Here is a 15882-nt window from a genome sequence, read left to right as displayed (position 1 = left end):
CAGGAGTTCTGGAAGTGGAAAAGGCACCCGAAGGTGCCTCTTGCGTAGGATCGGTAGGATGGGTGGAGCGCAGCGATACCCATCGATGCCAATGCACGGACAGCATGGGTATCGCTACGCTCCACCCATCCTACAAACGTCGCTCGGCCATACTCCTGGCAGGGGCGTGGAACCGAGCGGTATCCGCTGAATACCCCGCCGGATCAGCGCGCCACTGCCCTGGCCCGAGCCTGGTGCAGCTTCTTGTAGCTCTCGATCAGGCGCAGGTGCTTGTCCAGGCCTTCGAGCTTCATGCTGGTCGGTGTCAGGCCGTAGAAACGCACGCTGCCGTCCAGCGAACCCAGCACCGCGTCCATGCGCTCGTTGCCGAACATGCGGCGGAAGTTGGCCTCGAAGTCGGCCATCTCCAGTTCCTCGTCCAGCTGAACTTCCAGCGCCGCATTGAGCGCCTGGTAGAACAGCCCGCGCTCGACGGTGTTGTCGTTGTACTGGAGGAACATCTCCACCAGTTCCTTGGCGTTCTCGAAGCGCTTCACCGCGAGGTTGATCAGCAGCTTGAGCTCAAGGATGGTCAGTTGGCCCCAGACCGTGTTGTCGTCGAACTCGATGCCGATCAGCGTGGTGATGTCGGTGTAGTCGTCCACCTCGCAGCTCTCCAGGCGCTTGAGCAGCGACTTGAGGCGGACGACGTTGAGGCTGTGCAGGTTGAGGATGTCGGCGCGGAACGCCAGGGCCTTGTTGGTGTTGTCCCAGATCAGGTCTTCCACCGGGTAGATTTCCGAGTAGCCCGGCACCAGGATGCGGCACGCGGTGGCGCCCAGGTGTTCGTACACGGCCATGTAGACCTCCTTGCCCTGCTCTTCGAGGATGCCGAACAGGGTCTGTGCTTCCTGCACATTGGAATCGTCGCCGTGGCCGGAGAAGTCCCACTCGACGAACTCGAAATCGGCCTTGGCGCTGAAGAAGCGCCACGACACCACACCACTGGAGTCGATAAAGTGCTCGACGAAGTTGTTCGGCTCGGTCACTGCCTGGCTTTCGAAAGTCGGCCGCGGCAGGTCATTCAGGCCCTCGAAGCTGCGGCCCTGGAGCAGCTCGGTGAGGCTGCGCTCCAGCGCCACTTCCAGGCTGGGGTGCGCGCCGAAGGAGGCGAACACGCCACCGGTGCGCGGGTTCATCAGGGTCACGCACATCACCGGGAACTCGCCGCCCAGGGAGGCGTCCTTGACCAGCACCGGGAAGCCCTGCTCCTCCAGGCCCTTGATACCGGCGAGGATGCCGGGGTACTTGGCCAGCACCTCCTGCGGCACGTCTGGCAGCGCCAGCTCACCTTCGAGGATCTCGCGCTTCACCGCGCGCTCGAAGATCTCCGACAGGCACTGCACCTGCGCCTCGGCCAGGGTATTGCCGGCGCTCATGCCGTTGGAGAGGTAGAGGTTCTCGATGAGGTTGGACGGGAAGTACACCGTCTCGCCGTCGGACTGGCGCACGAACGGCAGCGAGCAGATGCCGCGCTCGGTGTTGCCCGAGTTGGTGTCGTACAGGTGCGAGCCGCGCAGTTCGCCGTCCGGGTTGTAGACCTCCAGGCAGTACTCGTCGAGGATTTCGTCCGGCAGCGCGTCCTTGGGGCCGGGTTTGAACCAGCGCTCGTCGGGGTAATGCACGAACGGCGCGTTGGCGATCTCCTCGCCCCAGAACTGGTCGTTGTAGAAGAAGTTGCAGTTCAGCCGCTCGATGAACTCGCCCAGCGCCGAGGCCAGCGCACTTTCCTTGGTGGCGCCCTTGCCGTTGGTGAAGCACATCGGCGACTGCGCATCGCGGATGTGCAGCGACCAGACGTTGGGCACGATGTTGCGCCAGGAGGCGATCTCGATCTTCATGCCCAGGCCGGCGAGGATTTCCGACATGTTGGCGATGGTCTGTTCCAGCGGCAGGTCCTTGCCCTGGATATAAGTGCTGGCGCCGGCGTCGGTGCTCGGCATCAGCAGCGCCTGGGCGTCGGCGTCGAGGTTTTCCACTTCCTCGATGACGAAGTCCGGGCCGGTCTGCACCACCTTCTTCACCGTGCAGCGGTCGATGGAGCGCAGGATGCCCTGACGGTCCTTCTCGGAGATGTCCGCCGGCAGTTCCACCTGGATCTTGAATATCTGCTTGTAGCGGTTTTCCGGGTCGACGATGTTGTTCTGCGAAAGGCGGATATTGTCCGTGGGAATGTCGCGGGTCTGGCAGTAGAGCTTGACGAAGTAAGCCGCGCACAGCGCCGAGGAAGCCAGGAAGTAGTCGAACGGACCGGGGGCCGAACCGTCGCCCTTGTAGCGGATGGGCTGGTCGGCAATCACCGTGAAGTCGTCGAACTTGGCTTCGAGTCGGAGGTTGTCGAGAAAATTGACCTTGATTTCCATGCGGGCATTACCACGAAAAAGTAGAAAGCGAACTGGCCGGCATTATCCGGACAAAAGCGCCGCGGGGATATCCCGACGTGGTCGGCGCCGGTCGGGAAACCTGGCCCGGCCGGTGATGTGCAGTCGACGCGCGGTCGACTGCCGGCAGCCGGCGCACCCGTGCTTCGGGTAAGATGCGCCGCCTCAAGCGCCCGCTACCCCGTACAGAAGGAAACCATCGTGCTCACATCCCAGGTCATCATCATCGGCGCCGGCGCCGCGGGACTGATGTGCGCCATGAGCGCCGCCGCGCGCGGTCGCCAGGTTCTGCTGATCGACCACGCCAACAAGGCCGGCAAGAAGATCCTGATGTCCGGTGGCGGGCGCTGCAACTTCACTAACATGTACTGCGAGCCGGTCAACTTCCTCTCCCAGAATCCGCACTTCTGCAAGTCCGCACTGGCGCGTTTCACCCAGTGGGACTTCATCGCCCTGGTGGCCAAGCACGGCGTGCCCTACCACGAGAAGAAGCTCGGCCAGCTGTTCTGCGATAACAAGTCCAGCGACATCCTCGGCCTGCTGCTGGACGAATGCGACCAGGCCGGCGTCGACCTGCGCCTGGACACCTCGGTCACCGAGATCGCCCGCCTCGACGAAGGCGGCTACCAGCTGCAGACTAGCCTCGGCCTCGCTCGCTGCGAATCCCTGGTGATCGCCACCGGCGGCCTGTCCATCCCGACCCTCGGCGCCACCGGCTTCGGCTACCAGATCGCCCGCCAGTTCGGCCACAACGTGCTGCCGACCCGCGCCGGCCTGGTGCCCTTCACCCTCACCGACCCGCAGCTCAAGGCGCTGTGCACGGAGTTGTCCGGCACCTCGGTGGAGGACTGCCGCGTCAGCTGCAACGGCCAGAGCTTCGTCGAGAACATCCTGTTCACCCACCGCGGTCTCAGCGGCCCGGCGATCCTGCAGATTTCCTCCTACTGGCAGCCCGGCGACACCATCAGCATCGACCTGCTGCCGCGTATCGACCTGCCCGTCTGGCTCGCCGAGCAGCAGCGCGAGCGCCCCAACAGCGAGCTGAAGACACTGTTGGGCGAGTTGTTCACCAAGAAGATGGCCGGCCTGCTGGCCGAACAGTGGTTCGTCTCCAAGCCCATGAAGCAGTACACGCCCGGCGAGCTCAAGGCGATTGCCGAGCGCCTGGGCGACTGGCAACTGGTGCCCGCCGGCACCGAGGGCTACCGCACGGCGGAAGTCACCCTGGGCGGCGTGGATACCCGCGAGGTGTCGTCCAAGACCCTGGAGTCGCTGAAATCACCCGGCCTGTACTTCGTCGGCGAAGTGCTGGACGTCACCGGCCACCTGGGCGGCTTCAACTTCCAGTGGGCCTGGGCCTCGGGCTACGCGGCGGCGCAGTTCGTCTAGGGCTGGCAGCGCATTCGACGACCGAGCGGCACGCCCGGTCGTTCCGCATCAAGTCCAGCGGCGCTACGCCCCTAGACTCGGAAGCCAGGCCCGGCCAGCCCGGCACGGGCATCGCTCCCGGAGCCGCCATGCCAACGCTTGCCAGCCGCACCCTCGACACCGGTCTGGAACGCCAGGGCCGCATCGACCTCGCCTGCGCTTTCCGCTGGACCGCGCGCCTGAACCTGCACGAGGCCATCGCCAATCACTTCAGCCTGGCGTTGTCCGCCGATGGCCGCGACTTCCTTATCAACCCCTACGGCCGGCACTTCTCGCAGGTGCGCGCCAGCGACCTGTTGCGCCTGCACGCCGACGACCCCGATGCGCTGAATCGTCCGGACGCGCCGGATATCACCGCCTGGGCGCTGCATGGCGCACTGCACCGCAATAACCCGCAGGCACGCTGCATCCTGCATGTGCATTCGAAATACGCCACCGCCCTCGCCTGCCTGGCCGACTCACGGCTGCCGCCGATCGAGCAGAACAGCATGCGCTTCTTCGAGCGGGTGGCCATCGACCAGGGCTTCGACGGCATGGGCCTGGGCGATGAGGCCGAGCGCGTCAGCCGCCTGCTGGGCGACAAGCCGATCCTCCTGATGGGCAACCACGGCGTGCTGGTGGCCGCACCCAGCGTGGCCCAGGCCTTCGATGACCTGTACTACTTCGAGCGCGCCTGCGAGGTCTACCTCACCGCCCTGGGCACCGGCCGCCCGCTGCGCATCGCCAGCGACGAGGTAGCGCGCAAGACCATGCGCCAGTGGCTGGAGTATCCGGGCTTCGCCGAGCGGCATTTCGCGGCGCTGCGGGAGATGCTGATGGAGAGCGAGCCGGCCTTCGCCGATTGAAGTACGACCGAGCCCCGAGGCTCCGTCGGGATAATCCTGCGCACCTCGGCCCGCTCCCCCCGACCTGGCTACGCACCCCGCTCCGAAGGGAGAGGGAGCTACACAACTGTTTCAACCTGCACCGAACGATCCCCTCTCCCCCTGGGAGAGAGTTAGGGTGAGGGCCGGCCCAAGCGCAGAGGCATCTCGTAGGAGCGGACTCCATCCGCGATGGTATCCGGCGCGATGTGGAACCGATCGCGGACGGAGTCAGCTTGTGTCTTCGCAGCTAGATAAGATCAGAGGTGAGAGCGACGGGAGGCAAGCTGCAGGTCCGCAGTGTTGGCAAGCAGGAGTAAGCCCCAAAGCTGCCTCCCACCGTCCTCCGACCGAGGCCGAATAGTTGAACGAGTCAGAACTCGTACCACAAACGTATGCAGACGGAGTGCTCTTACCCTTCAGTGCACGAGGGTCTCATCATGACGTGTTGGGTTTGTATTGATGTGGCCAAGGACTCGTTGGCAATTTGACTGAGGCCACAAGGGGAAAGCTTCAGCGTTAGCAATGATGACGAGGGCTATCAGCAACTGCTCAGGCGTTTCGCTGAGTAGAAACCTGAGCGCATCGTGCTATAGACAACTGGCGGTTATGAGCGTGCCGTCCTGCACACTTTGTCCCGCGCCGGCCATGCCGTATCTAACGTGAATCCCACGCGAACCAGGGCCTTTGCCACAGCCATGGGCAAACTGGCCAAGACCGGTCCGATCGATGCCGCAGCACGGGCCCATCTGGCGCAACCCCTGCAGGAAGCTCCCAGCACCGTGTGCCTTCGCCGCAGCATGAACGGCTGCGCTCATTGGTGCGGGGTCGGGAGCAATTGGTCAGTCAGCGCGACGATGAGCATCGACGCTTGCCGCAGGCCAGCGTCGCCCTGGTCCGCCAATGCCTGAGCGACGCCATCCAGGAGCTGAACAACAGGATTCGCTGCTTTGACAGGTACATTGCCAAAGCGATGGTTGTCGTGCATGGCGAGCAGGCAGAGCAACTGAGCCAGATCAAGGGCGTGGGCCCGGTGACTGTCGCCGGCCTGCTGAGCCGGGGCAGCTCAATCGTCGCCAGATTGCTGCTCTGGTTAGCTTGGCGCCATACAACAGCGACAGCGGGCAGAAGTCAGGGCAACGCCGTATCCGGGGGGGGCATAGCATGATTCGACGCATCCTGCACATGACAACCTGGTTGGTCATTCGCTACCAGCAGGATATTGCTCTTCGATATCAGGGCTTCCGCGACAAGGTCGCGCTGGTGGCTTGCATGCGCGTGCTGACCGTGCGGCTAAACGCCATGGCCAGAGACGGTACCTGCTGGCGAAGAGAGACCTTGTGAAAGACAGTTGCTCCTACGCGTCCGGTTATTTCCGCGCGTCCATAGTCCGGTCGTGCTACCAGATAGTCCGCAAGTGCTCGCTCCACTCTTGACAGAAAAACGGCCCGCCGCGTATTCCGCGACAGGCCGTTTGCCCATGGCAACGCCGATCAGAACTGGTAGCTGGCCTTCAGGCTGCCACTGGCACCGTGGCTGCCGCTGCCGCCCAGCGCGCCGACTTCGGCGCCGACGCTGAACTCGCCCTGGCTGACAGTGAGGCTGAACGCACCGCTGAACTGGTCGCGGTTGTCGAAGGCGGCGCGCTGGGAGACGTCGAAGCCCAGCAGCTGGCCATCGCTGTCGACCTTGTAGTCGCCCAGCGCATGGTCGTAGCCGACCTCCAGGCCCGGCACCATCTGCCAGCCACTGCCCAGGGCCACCGGGGCGAATGAGGCCTTGAGGTTGGCGTAGGCGCTGCGGCGGTTCTCGCTGATATCGTCGACGTCCAGCGCCAGCTCGCTGCCCTTTTCCTGGAAGCCATCCAGGTCCAGGTGGCTGTAGCGCAGGCCGATGCTCGGCTCCAGGGTCACGGTGGACACCGCCGTGCGGTAGCCCAGCGCAACGCTGGCGCCGCTCAGGTTGCCGCTGGTGTCGCCCTTGGCTTTGCCCAGGCCGCCACCGATATCGCGCTTGCTGTCGTAGTCGAGCCAGCCATAGCTGAGGTCGGCGTCGACGAACAGGCCCTGTTCCAGGCCATCGAGGGCGAAGCGCGCACCGCCACGGACGAAGGTCAGGTCGGTGTCGACATCGCCGCCGGCCCCCCCGACGCTGCCCTTGCTGTAGCCGAAGCCCACATTGCCGCTGAGCTGCTCGGAAAAGCGCTGGGTGACGCCGACCATCAGGCCCTGGGTGTGTTCGTTGCTGCTTTCGGCGTTGGAGGTCGCGGAGTTGCCCTGGTAGCCGGCCAGCGCCGTGGTCCACAGGCGGGTCTGCCCGGTCTTCAGGTCGACGCCACTGGCGTAGGGCGCGGCAGCGCGGTCGATCAGCGCATCCTGGCGCAGCAGGTAGCTGGCTGCGTCGGCGTGCACCTGGCCGCCGACGGTGGACTCGACACCACCGAGCGTGCCGGCATCGATGGCCGACTGCAGGTAGTAGTTGTACGCGGTGTAGGCGCCGGAGAGGCCGCTGTTCTGCAGTTGGGTCAGCAGCTGCGCGCCCGCGGCGGCGTTGCCCGAGAGGCCGAGAGTGCCCGGCAGGCTGTTGTAGTAGACCATCTTGCCGCGCAGCACGTAGATGGTTTCCTGGGACAGGCCGAGGCCCTCCTTGAGGTAGTTGTCCATGCTGCCGTACTGGGCGGTGACTTCGTCCAGGCCCGCCTGCAGGTAGCTGGCCTGCACGCCGATCAGCGGCTCGTAGATGGCCGCCATGCTGGCCGGCATCATCGCCAGGGTCGCCTTGATGCGGGCGGCGGTGTAGTCGTTGGTGGCCAGGTAGTTTTCCATGATGGTCTGGCTGTCCACCCCGGCGATGCTCAGCAGCACGGCGGCGGTCCAGCCGGTGCGGTCCTTGCCGGCGGTGCAGTGGAACAGCGCGGCGCCATCGGCACCGGCCAGTTCGTTGAAGAGCACGGTGAACTGGCTGCGCATGCCGGCGTCGCTGACGAAGGCGCGGTTGGTTTCCTCCATCATGGCCACGGCCTGGGCCGCGCTGGTGAAGGAGACATTGGTGATGTTGGCGCCCGAGGTGGTGCTGCCGATGATGTCGATGTTCTGGTAAACCGCCCCGGCCGGCAGGGTGTCCGGCGTGGCAGCCGCCTCGACGGGCGTGCGCAGGTCGTAGACGTTGCTGATGCCCAGGCTGTTCAGTACCGCCAGGTCGGTGCCCTTGGGAGTCAACGCGTTGGAGCGATAGAACACGCCAGAGCGCATCACCCCGTCGTTGGCAGTGGTGTAGGCAGTGGTGGTACCGGCGATGTCGCGGAAGTTGTCGATGCCGGTCAGCCGTGGGGTGTCCAGTGTGTAGGTCTCGGCCGCGTTGGCGCAGGCGATGGACAGACTGAGCAGGGACAGGGAAAGCAGAGCACGATGAAACACGATGTAGCCTCTTTGAGCTTTGTTGGCGGGGCTACTATCGGCAGGGTTTTCGACCGCGAATATGACAATCCTGCAGCAAAGGGAAATGCCGGCGCGATCTGTCCGCGGGTTGCGTTTTCTGTCCGTGATCGACGCTTTTCTCTAATCCTCGCGCCGCTCGGACGACTCACGGTCGCGCTCGTAACGATGGCGCAGGGGGAATGCCGGGAGCCAGGCCTCGCGGCGGCAGGTCCACAGCTCATAGGTGGGCTGGAAGCGGTCCGGCTCATCCAGCGCGCCGAGGCTCACCTCCACTTCGTCGCCGCTGCGGCCGAACACCGAGGAGCCGCAGCGCGGGCAGAAGCAGCGTCCCTGATACTCCTGCGTGTCGCCTTCGATACGAACGGCGCTCTCGGGGAAAATTGCCGATGAGTGAAACAGCGCGCCATGGTGCTTGCGGCAGTCCAGGCAATGGCAGATGCCAACCCGGTAAGGCCGGCCGAAGGCTTCGATGCGCACGCTGCCGCACAGGCAGCCGCCGGTGATCTTGTCCATGCTGCTGCTCCTCTGGAGACCGGGTTGACCCTGTCACCCTAGCAGCCCGGACTGCGCCGTTCAGGCCTCCAGACCAACGCACTCCAGCAGCGATGCGTGCCATTGCGGGTTGTCCAGCAGCACCGGCAACAACCCGCTGTGCCCGGCCCCCGGCACCACCAGCAGCTCGCGCCGGCTGGCGCGGGTGGCGGCGGCGTGCAGGCGCTCGGGGATTTCCAGGGGGATCACGCTGTCCTGCTCGCCGGCGATCACCAGCAGGCGGCCACGGAAGCGCCCGAGGATGTCCCAGGCGTCGCTGTCCACCCAGCTGCGCGGTCGACGGATGATCGCCGAGAAGTCCGGCCCGAACGGCACCTCGTGTGCTTCGGGGGTGTAGATGCCGGGGACGATGAGGATCAGCGCCTGCACGTCCAGTTCTTCGCTCAGGCGCAGGGCGTTGTAGGCGCCCATGCTGATGCCGGCCAGCGCCGTGGGACGTACCCCGGCGCTGGCCATGACCGAGCGAGCCTGGTGGCTGCGACGTTGCAGGGAGGATTCGGCGAAGACCCCGCCGGTCTGGCCGTGGCCGACGCAGTCCAGCGCCGTCGAACCTACGCCGCGTTGCCACAACGACTGACGCAGGCCATCCCACACCGAACGGTTGCTGGCACCGCCACCGTGAATGCCGAACAGGTGCAGCGGCGAGTCGCCGCTCAGCGTATCGGCGTGGAGTTCGCGCCCCTGGAAGGGCACACGCAAAGGGACGGGTGACGACATGCAGCAGACCTGGCGGAATGGACCTCGGGAAGGGCTGCGAGCATAGCCGATCCGGCGCACGACGGGCCGATTTGGCCGTTTCGCGATATTCGTCGTCCGGATCGCGTGAGACAGCTGCCAGCCGCGCGCCTAGCATAGGCCACCCAATTCGAAGAACCCGGCGCCCTGCCCTGGCGCCCTACCTTGCTGCCCCGGAGTCCCATGTCTACCACTGCTTCCCCCCTGGCCACGCCGACCGTGGCCAGCCAGGCCAGCCCACTGGTGATGCGCGTGATCGGCGCCTGCGCCCTCGCCCACCTGACCAACGACCTGATCCAGGCCGTGCTGCCGTCGATCTATCCGGTGCTCAAGGCCAACTATGGCCTGAGCTTCACCCAGGTCGGCCTGATCACCCTGACCTTCCAGCTGACCGCCTCGCTGCTGCAGCCCTGGGTCGGCTACCACACCGACCGCCACCCCAAACCCTGGCTGGCGCCGCTGGGCAGCGTCTGCACGCTGATCGGCATCCTCATGCTGGCCTTCGTCGGCAGCTTCCACGCCATCCTGCTGGCGTCGGCGCTGGTGGGCATCGGTTCCTCGACCTTCCACCCGGAAACCTCGCGCATCGCGCGGCTGGCCTCCGGCGGGCGCTACGGGCTGGCGCAGTCCACCTTCCAGGTCGGCGGCAATGCCGGCAGCGCCTTCGGTCCCTTGCTGGCGGCGGCCATCATCATCCCGTACGGCCAGGGCCACGTGGCCTACTTCGGCCTGTTCGCGGTGTTCCTCGTCGGCGTGCTCTGGGGCCTGAGCCGCTGGTACCGCAACCACCTCAGCCTGTTCAAGCTCAAGGCCGGCGGCGTGGCCACCCATGGCCTGTCCAAGGGCCGCGTGACCGCCTCGCTGGTGGTGCTGGCGCTGCTGGTGTTCTCCAAGTACTTCTACATGGCCAGCTTCACCAGCTACTACACCTTCTACCTGATCGAGAAGTTCGACCTCTCGGTGGCCAGCTCGCAGCTCTACCTGTTCGGCTTCCTCGGCGCGGTGGCCGCCGGTACCTTCTTCGGCGGCCCGGTGGGCGACCGAATCGGCCGCAAGGCGGTGATCTGGTTCTCCATCCTCGGCGTTGCGCCCTTCACCCTGGCGCTGCCCTACGTCGACCTGTTCTGGACCAGCGTGCTGAGCCTGGTGATCGGCTTCATCCTCGCCTCGGCCTTCTCTGCCATCGTGGTCTACGCCCAGGAACTGGTACCGGGCAACGTCGGCATGATCGCCGGGGTGTTCTTCGGCCTGATGTTCGGCTTCGGCGGCATCGGCGCGGCGTTCCTCGGTCACCTGGCCGACATCCACGGTATCGAGTACGTCTACACGCTGTGCTCGTTCCTGCCGCTGATGGGCTGCATCACCATCCTGCTGCCGTCGACAAAACCGGCCGCGAAAAAGGCCTGACCAACCGCTGCCGCCGGCCCCGGGCCGGCGGCGGACCCTTCGCCCGGCCGTTCGTGCCCGGGCAAATGTAATGGATTGTTGTAAAGCGCCCGGCGCTTCGGCGGCGATACATTTGCGCTGCCTGGGCACCGGGCCATCACTGTTAGCCTTTCCGCAATGCAAATAACTCGCATTTGCCGGAGAGCTTTCCGTCCATGTCGCCCCGCTTGAACCTCACTCCCGTTACCCGTTCCGACGCACCTCTCACCCTCGCCCCCATCGTCGGCCTCGCCACCTTCATGGCGATCCCGCTGAGTGCCTGGGCAGATCAGCCGCCCACTGCCGACGACCAGGACGCCCTGGCCCTGCCCGACAGCACCGTGCAGGCCACCCAGGAGTCGCCCTACAAGGTCGACCACGCCAGCTCGGCGAAATACAGCGAACCGCTGCGCGATACCCCGCAGAGCGTGACCGTGCTCTCCGAGACGCTGCTCAAGGAGCAGAACGCCCAGAGCCTGAAGGACGCCCTGCGCAACGTGCCGGGCATCACCTTCAACTCCGGCGAAGGCGGCGGTGGTGTGGGTGACAGCCTGACCATCCGTGGCTTCAATGCCGACGGCAACATCTACCGCGACGGCGTGCGCGACCCCGCCAAGTACTCGCGCGACGACTTCTTCAACACCGAGGGCGTGGAGGTCTTCAAGGGCTCCAGCACTGCGGCCTGGGGCGTCGGCGCCGTCGGCGGCGCGGTCAACCTGGTGACCAAGACCCCGCAGCTGGATGACTTCAACCTGCTCAGCGGCGGCGTCGGCACGGCCAACTTCAAGCGCGGCACGCTGGACGTGAACCACCGCATCGACGGCCTCGGCGAAGGCGCGGCGTTCCGTGTCAACGTGATGGGCGCCAACACCGGCACCGATGGCCGCGACTGGGTCGGCGACGAGCGCTACGGTTTCGCCCCGTCCCTGGCGCTGGGCCTGGGTACCGACACCCGCGTCACCCTGGCCTACGAATACCTGCATGACAACGCCACGCCCGACTACGGCATCCCCACGGTCAACGGCAGCAACGGCAGCTCGCCGCACCGCGCCGGCGGCGCCAGCTGGAGCAGCTACTGGGGCTGGCGCAATCTCGACTACGAGAACAACGAATCGCACCGCGTGAACCTGAAGTTCGCCCATGACTTCAACGATGCCCTGAGCCTGGACAGCCGCTTCACCTGGTTCCACCTGGACCATGACTTCTTCGTCACCACCCCCGGCGGCGACCCGAACGCCGGCGCGCCGGGCATCCAGGCCGGCAAGGGCATCTACCGGCGCAACATCAATACGCCGCTGCGCGAGCAGACCAACGACACCTACAGCAACCAGACCAACCTGACCTGGCGCGTCGACACCTTCGACATCGGCCACACCCTGGTCGGCGGCGTCGACCTGAGCAAGCAGACGCTGGATTCGAAGACCGGCGCCCTGAGCGCCGCCAGCCGCACCGCCATGGGCAACCTGCCGGTGGCCAGCAACGACTGGTCGAAGTACCCCTATGCGCTGGATACCTACACCTCGGCCAAGCAGTCGGTGGAACAGATCGACAAGGCCTTCTACCTGCTCGACACCCTGAAGTTCGACGAGCACTGGCAGTTGCACCTGGCCGCGCGCCAGGACCACTTCAATACCCGCGTGCTGGACAGCGAAACCCGCGCCAGCCAGAGTGCCGCCTGGGTCGACAAGGGCAGCTCCTCGCAGAACGAGAAGCTCACCAGCGTGCACACCGCGCTCACCTACAAGCCGGTGGAGAACGGCAGCCTCTACGTCAGCTACGCCAACGCCAAGCAGCCTTCCGGCGTGCTCGCCGTGGCGCAGACCGGCAGCATCGCCTCGACCAAGGGCGACCGCGGCAAGACCTATGAAGTGGGCAGCAAATGGGAACTGCTCGACGGCCAGCTGGCGCTCAATGGCGATGTGTTCGAGACCAAGCGCCAGCTGACCTACATCGATGACGAGGAGCTTTCCGCCTACACCGGCGGCGAGGAGCGGGTGCGCGGCATCGAACTGTCGGCCAGCGGCAACATCACCCGAAACTGGTCGGTGTACGCCGCCTACGTGCACCAGAACAGCAAGCTGATCAAGCCCTACAACGGCTCGGACAAGGGCGTGCAACTGGCCAACACTCCGCAGAATGCCTTGAGCCTGTGGAGCACCTGGCTACTGCCGGACGACCTGGCGCTGAGCTACGGCGTGCGCTACGTGGACGATGTGAAGATCTATCCGGGCCTGGGCTCCACCCTGACCCGCGCCGGCCAGACCACCGTGCCCGGCTACGTGGTGCATGACGCCATGCTCAGCTGGCAGGCGACCCAGGACGTGCAGCTGCGCCTGAACGTCAACAACCTGTTCGACAAGCACTACTGGAGCCAATACAACGGCCGCGGCTACGGCGTGCCGGGCGCAAGCCGCGGCGCGGTACTGAGTGCGGATTATTCGTTCTAACCAACCGGCCGCTCCGATCGGCTCTTCGTAGGAGCGAGCTTGCTCGCGAACCGGCACGGCACGCTGCCTAGTGGTTCGCGAGCAAGCTCGCTCCTACAGGCGCCATATGATTCCGAGCGGTGACGCGATACGTTTAACCGCGAACCTGTCCACCCACAGGACTCCCTCCCCGGAAACCCGGCGGACAGGTTCGCGCCCCAATCCCCGCTGCAATATTTCCCTTTGCGATGTTTCCCTTGTAGGAGCGAGCTTGCTCGCGAACCGGCATGGCACGGTGCCAAGTGGTTCGCGAGCAAGCTCGCTCCTACAGGCGCTGCATGATTCCGAGCGGTGGCACGACACGTTCAACCGCGAACCTGTCCACCAACAGGACTCCCTCCCCGGAAACCCGGCGGACAGGCTCGCGACCCAATCCCTGCTCCTACAAAGAGACCCTATCGCTCAGGCACCGCGGTCAAACAGCAGCGTCGCTTCCAGCCCACCGCCCTCGCGGTTGAGCAATTGCAGCCGGCCATGGTGCGCCGCCGCGATGGTCTGGGCGATGCTCAAGCCCAGTCCGTAGCCGCCCGTGGAGCGATTGCGCGACGGCTCCAGCCGGTAGAAGGGTTCGGTTACCCGCGCCAATTGCTCCGGGGGAATTCCCGGCCCGCGATCCAGCACGCGGATACGCAGCGCCTGCGCACTGTCCTCGACCTGCACCTCGGCGCCACCGGCGTAGCGCACGGCGTTTTCCAGCAGATTCAACAAGGCCCGTTGCAGGCTCAGCGGATACCCCGGAAGCGGTTGCAGCGCACGCCCGGCAACCGAAACCGTCGCGCCCTGCTCCTCGAAATCCGCCTGCAGGCTCTGCAGCAGCGCGTTCACATCGAGGTTCTGCCGCGCCTCGTCGAGGTCGCTGCCGCTGATGAAATCCAGGGTCGCGGTGACCATGCCTTCCATGTCGTCGAGGTCCTTGCGCAGCTTCTGCCGTGCAGTGTCGTCGTCGAGCATCTCGGTGCGCAGGCGCAGGCGGGTGATGGGCGAACGCAGGTCATGAGACACGGCGGCGAGGAAGCGCATGCGCTCGCCAAGGTTATGGATCAGCCGCTGCTGCATGGCATTGAAGGCGCGGGCGGCCCGGCGCACTTCCAGCGGGCCCTCTTCGGCCAGCGGTGGGCGCTGGATGTCCTTGCCCAGGGCTTCGGCGGCGCGGGCCAGCTTGTCCAGCGGGCCGATGGCCAGCCGCACCGCCAGCAACGCCAGCAGCACGACGACGAGGATGCGCAGTAGGTACAGGCGCAGCAGGTAATCCAGCGCCACATCGAGGGTCGACTGGCTGCTCCAGCCCTGCCCTTCGACCATCGAGATGCGCAGCCAGCGGCCTTCGCCCAGTGGCGCCGCCAGCAACAGATGCGCCTTCGTTCCATTGCCGGTGAACAATCCGCTCAGCCCACTGCGCTCGCCGGCACCATCGCGCAACTCCACGCTCAACAAGCGCAAGCCCTGGGCATCGCCGCCCTGGTCGTGCACGGCACGGCGCAACAGCCGTTCTGCCGCCGGGTCGGAGGAGCCGTCCGGGTCCTCCGGCGCATCGACCAGGCGCGCTTCGAATCCCGGCCTGTCGAGTGCACTCAGCGCCTGCGGAAAATCCGCCGGCTGGCGCTGGTGCAGGTGCTGCAGGTCGGTCAGCCGCGCCGCCGCCAGGCGCAGCGGAATCTCCAGCGCCTGGGTGTGGCGCACGTCGTACCAGATGCTGCCGGTGAGCACCTGGGCGGCGATCATCCCACCCACCAGGATCACCACCAGCCGCCCGAACAGCGTGCGCGGCCACAGGCGCATCAGGCGCTGACCACGTCTTCGGCGGTGAGCATGTAGCCCTGGTTGCGTACCGTGCGGATCAGCTTCGGCGCCTTCGGATCGTCTTCCAGGTGCTGGCGCAGGCGGCTGACGCAGACGTCGATGGCGCGGTCGAACGGCAGGCGTTCCTTGTCGAACACCTGGCGCAGCAGGAAGTCGCGGCCCAGCGGGCGATTGGGATGTTGCAGCAGCAGGCGCAACAGGCGGAAATCGGAGCCGGCCAGGGCGATGCTCAGCCCGGCGGGCGAACGCAGATGGCGGGCGCGGGTATCCAGCTCCCAGCCGGCGAAGCGCAGCGTCGCCGCCTCATCCACCTGGGCGCGCTGCGGGAAGCTCTGTACCCGGCGCAGCACCACCTTGATCCGCGCCAGCAATTCGCGCGGGTCGAAGGGCTTGGGCAGGTAGTCGTCGGCGCCCATCTCCAGGCCGATGATGCGGTCGATCAGCGTGCCCCGCGCGGTGAGCATGATCACCGGCACGTCGCTGCGTGCGCGCAGGTCGCGGCACAGGGTCAGGCCGTCCTCGCCGGGCAGCATCAGGTCGAGCACCACCAGGTCCACCGGCTGTACCTCCAGCTGGCGCTGCATTTCGCGGCCATCGGCGGCGACGGACACCTGGTAGCCCATGCCCTTGAGGTAGTCGGCCAGCAACTGGCGGATCTCGGGGTCGTCGTCGACGACGAGGATGTGGTCTGGCCTGGACATCGGAAAACTCGCGGCGGGGCGCTATCGATACGGGC

Annotated in this window: 12 protein-coding genes; 6 read left to right on the top strand and 6 right to left on the bottom strand. The window is 65.8% G+C overall.

Going from position 1 to position 15882, the window contains the following annotated elements; all coding sequences use genetic code 11:
* Positions 1-203: 203 nt before the first annotated feature.
* Positions 204-2402: an OsmC domain/YcaO domain-containing protein gene (locus tag A6723_RS07720; protein WP_054908925.1), complete on the bottom strand. Its 2199-nt coding sequence runs from the start codon at positions 2400-2402 to the stop codon at positions 204-206.
* Positions 2403-2621: 219 nt separating this feature from the next.
* Here A6723_RS07720 and A6723_RS07715 point away from each other — a divergent pair, with 219 nt between their 5' ends.
* The 4 genes from A6723_RS07715 (at position 2622) to A6723_RS32355 (ending at position 6055) form a co-directional block, all read left to right on the top strand.
* On the top strand, positions 2622-3809 hold the full coding sequence (locus tag A6723_RS07715; protein WP_054908924.1) for an NAD(P)/FAD-dependent oxidoreductase: 1188 nt from the start codon (positions 2622-2624) through the stop codon (positions 3807-3809).
* 128 nt (positions 3810-3937) lie between these two features.
* The gene (locus tag A6723_RS07710) at positions 3938-4693 is read left to right on the top strand and encodes a class II aldolase and adducin N-terminal domain-containing protein (protein WP_054908923.1); all 756 of its coding nucleotides are present in this window, start codon (positions 3938-3940) and stop codon (positions 4691-4693) included.
* Positions 4694-5495: 802 nt separating this feature from the next.
* Positions 5496-5879, top strand: a complete 384-nt coding sequence (locus tag A6723_RS32360; RefSeq protein ID WP_256233812.1) for a hypothetical protein — start codon at positions 5496-5498, stop codon at positions 5877-5879.
* Positions 5810-6055 (top strand): transposase, encoded by a 246-nt coding sequence (locus tag A6723_RS32355; protein ID WP_256233811.1) that lies wholly within the window; start codon positions 5810-5812, stop codon positions 6053-6055. Before A6723_RS32360 ends, A6723_RS32355 begins: the two co-directional genes overlap by 70 nt.
* A 149-nt stretch (positions 6056-6204) precedes the next feature.
* Here A6723_RS32355 and A6723_RS07700 read toward each other — a convergent pair whose 3' ends face one another.
* The 3 genes from A6723_RS07700 to A6723_RS07690 all read right to left on the bottom strand — a co-directional run bounded on the left by A6723_RS07700 (position 6205) and on the right by A6723_RS07690 (position 9417).
* A complete protein-coding gene (locus A6723_RS07700) occupies positions 6205-8127 on the bottom strand; it encodes a tyrosine-protein phosphatase (protein ID WP_054908922.1) in 1923 nt (640 codons plus the stop codon).
* A gap of 141 nt (positions 8128-8268) precedes the next feature.
* Entirely contained in the window at positions 8269-8661 is a 393-nt protein-coding gene (locus A6723_RS07695) for a GFA family protein (RefSeq protein WP_054908921.1), read from the bottom strand.
* A gap of 60 nt (positions 8662-8721) precedes the next feature.
* Entirely contained in the window at positions 8722-9417 is a 696-nt protein-coding gene (locus A6723_RS07690) for an alpha/beta fold hydrolase (protein ID WP_082450690.1), read from the bottom strand.
* Positions 9418-9618: 201 nt separating this feature from the next.
* Between A6723_RS07690 and A6723_RS07685 the strand changes: the two genes are divergently transcribed.
* Together A6723_RS07685 and A6723_RS07680 are read left to right on the top strand one after the other, a co-directional pair.
* Entirely contained in the window at positions 9619-10842 is a 1224-nt protein-coding gene (locus A6723_RS07685) for an MFS transporter (protein WP_054908919.1), read from the top strand.
* 194 nt (positions 10843-11036) lie between these two features.
* On the top strand, positions 11037-13307 hold the full coding sequence (locus tag A6723_RS07680; RefSeq protein WP_054908918.1) for a TonB-dependent siderophore receptor: 2271 nt from the start codon (positions 11037-11039) through the stop codon (positions 13305-13307).
* A gap of 441 nt (positions 13308-13748) precedes the next feature.
* On the opposite strand, the gene A6723_RS07675 is transcribed toward A6723_RS07680, so the two are convergent.
* A complete protein-coding gene (locus A6723_RS07675; RefSeq protein ID WP_054908917.1) occupies positions 13749-15125 on the bottom strand; it encodes an ATP-binding protein in 1377 nt (458 codons plus the stop codon).
* A complete protein-coding gene (locus tag A6723_RS07670; protein ID WP_054908916.1) occupies positions 15125-15847 on the bottom strand; it encodes a response regulator in 723 nt (240 codons plus the stop codon). Before A6723_RS07670 ends, A6723_RS07675 begins: the two co-directional genes overlap by 1 nt.
* Between the last annotated feature and the right edge of the window lie 35 nt (positions 15848-15882).

The sequence above is a fragment of the Pseudomonas sp. AU11447 genome (assembly GCF_001672555.2).
In the GTDB taxonomy this organism is placed as follows: domain Bacteria; phylum Pseudomonadota; class Gammaproteobacteria; order Pseudomonadales; family Pseudomonadaceae; genus Pseudomonas; species Pseudomonas nitroreducens.
This window is presented reverse-complemented; position numbering and strand designations above follow the sequence as displayed.